At 37.4% G+C, this 2,500-nt stretch carries 2 protein-coding genes and 2 rRNA genes (2 of these 4 running past the window's edge); all 4 read right to left on the bottom strand.

Features of this window, described 5'->3' with window-relative positions; genetic code table 11:
- Positions 1-543, bottom strand: the 5' portion of a protein-coding gene (locus F0362_RS01570) for a DsbA family oxidoreductase (protein WP_000687921.1). It extends 189 nt beyond the left edge of the window; only the first 543 of its 732 coding nucleotides appear in the window; it begins with the start codon at positions 541-543; its stop codon lies off the left edge, out of view.
- Between the two features lie 195 nt (positions 544-738).
- A complete protein-coding gene (locus F0362_RS01565) occupies positions 739-1,698 on the bottom strand; it encodes an alpha/beta hydrolase (protein WP_033663369.1) in 960 nt (319 codons plus the stop codon).
- Between the two features lie 277 nt (positions 1,699-1,975).
- Positions 1,976-2,091: ribosomal RNA gene (rrf, locus tag F0362_RS01560) — 5S ribosomal RNA — on the bottom strand.
- A gap of 49 nt (positions 2,092-2,140) precedes the next feature.
- Positions 2,141-2,500: ribosomal RNA gene (locus F0362_RS01555) — 23S ribosomal RNA — on the bottom strand (it continues 2,562 nt past the right edge of the window).

The following is a 2,500-nucleotide window of genomic DNA, read 5'->3' as shown; positions in this document are numbered from 1 at the left end:
TACTCCCGAAATTTGATATTGCTGAGCAACCGCCTCATCAATTCTAACATCATTGGCATACGCATTTTTATCATTAATAACATGTAAAGCTTCTTGCTTATCTAAACCTGAAGCTTCAGCGATAGTAGCTAGCGTATCCACATCACTCAAGTTCTTTGATTCAGTAAAATATGCAAAAAGAAGATTTTCTGTAATCTCCTTTTCCTTCCCTTGATCCTTCGCAAACTTCGCTAGACGATGCGCATCAAAAGTGTTCGTTGGCTTCATCTCATCAAAATTAAAACTTAAACCCATACTAGCTGCATGATTTCCTAGTTGTACATTATTACGCTTAGCTTCTTCAATACTAATCCCATACTTTGATGCAAGCACTTCATTAATACTCGTTCCAGAGTAAACGGGAGTATTCGGATCTAGCTCAAAACTTTTAAACTCAACTTCAACATCCTTCTTATGCGGAAATTGCTCTAAAGCCATCTCTAATCTACGCTTCCCAATATAGCAAAATGGACATACAAAATCTGACCATACTTCAATTTTCATATTAACACCTCTTTAAAACTTAGTTTTCAATCATTGTAGCACTGAGATTAAGGAATTCAAAAGTTTTTGCTCTATTTCCTTCTATAGTACATACAAAAATATACTTATAGCAGAATACCTAATTAGAAAAAAACGATAATCAAAAGGGCAGACTATTCCCTCCGATTATCGTCTATAAAAATGAAACAACTTTAATTATGCCGGAATATACTTCTCTACGAATTTCCATACAGTATTCCAATATTTATTTGAATCTACTTTCTCCGCTTCCCCATGCCCCGCACCTGGAACAATTAACTTCTCTTTTTCTACTTTTGCAGCATTATACACCTGATCTAACATTTCAAAAGGAACAAATGTATCAGCATTCCCATGGATAAATAGCATAGGTGTTTTACTTCTCTCAACTTGTTTCACAGCTGAAGCCTCTTCTAAATCATATCCCGCCCTCAATTTAGTAACTGTATTGGCTGCATTCATAACAGGAAACTTCGGTAAGTGGAATAAATCTTTTAGTTGATACGTAAATTCATCACTAACAGTTGAGTATCCGCAATCTTCAATAATAACTTTAACGTTTGAAGGTAAATCTTCGCCTGAAGTCATCATTACAGTTGCTCCCCCCATAGAAATACCATATAGAGCTATTTCAGCATTAGGATCTTTCTTTAAAATTTGTTGAATCCACAGTAGGACATCTTTACGATCATGCCAGCCCATACCAACATAATCCCCTTCACTATTTCCATGTCCACGAAGGTCTGGCGCTATGACATTATAGCCTCGTTCATAAAAGTTCCGAATATATTTCGTCATTTCTGATGCTCTGCCATTATATCCATGAACTACAATTGCCCATTTATGACTAGATGATTCATTCATATATTCATAACCTTTTAAATTCAGCTTATCGAAAGAACGTATAGTTAATGTGTTCGGTTTATATTTCGATACAAAATCCGCATTCTTTTTTTCATTCGTAGCCAATACATCCCCCGATGCATTCACTGTTTCCGCCAAATGAGGGTTATCTTGCAAAAATTCTTTTTCTTGTTTCGCATTCAATGCGTAGTTATAAAAATAATTCCCAACTAACATATACGCGATTGTTAGAAGCACTAAAACTACTATAGTAATCATACCTATCTTTTTCATATTATCTCCTTTTTCCAAATTAAATCTCTTATGTTAACGTACCTCAAAAACAACTGTACTATTTTAACATACCGGTGAATCTTATCTATAAGAAATAAAATAGAAAATCTTAAATTACATATTAAAAATCACGAAAGAAACAGAATAAAACTTATATAGATATGTAACCAAAAATCTTAAAAGAATAGGGAGTTCTTTAAAATCCAGGTAGTATTTAGCATTGAAAAGAAGTTATAAAACACAAAAAAGACGAGTCATCCTGACTCGTCTTAAGCTTGCTTGGCGACGTCCTACTCTCACAGGGACAAGGTCCCAACTACCATCGGCGCTAGAGAGCTTAACTTCCGTGTTCGGTATGGGAACGGGTGTGACCTCTCTGCCATCATCACCAAACTATGAAGGCATATTCCTTCAAAACTAGATAACATTTGCTACATATTATATGGTTAAGTCCTCGATCTATTAGTATTCGTCAGCTCCACATGTCACCATGCTTCCACCTCGAACCTATCAACCTGATCATCTTTCAGGGATCTTACTAGCTTACGCTATGGGAAATCTCATCTTGAGGGGGGCTTCATGCTTAGATGCTTTCAGCACTTATCCCTTCCGCACATAGCTACCCAGCTATGCCCTTGGCAGAACAACTGGTACACCAGCGGTGCGTCCATCCCGGTCCTCTCGTACTAAGGACAGCTCCTCTCAAATTTCCTACGCCCACGACGGATAGGGACCGAACTGTCTCACGACGTTCTGAACCCAGCTCGCGTACCGCTTTAATGGGCGAACAGCCCAACCCTTG

This window comes from Bacillus sp. BS98 (assembly GCF_008432245.1).
Taxonomy (GTDB): domain Bacteria; phylum Bacillota; class Bacilli; order Bacillales; family Bacillaceae_G; genus Bacillus_A; species Bacillus_A toyonensis.
The sequence above is the reverse complement of the archived record's forward strand: the minus strand, read 5'-3'. Positions and strand labels throughout refer to the sequence as shown.

What these genes read in the sequence shown, in the direction of transcription:
- F0362_RS01565 (WP_033663369.1), bottom strand. Translation starts at nt 1,698, where the DNA reads ATGAAAAAGATAGGTATGATTACTATAGTAGTTTTAGTGCTTCTAACA.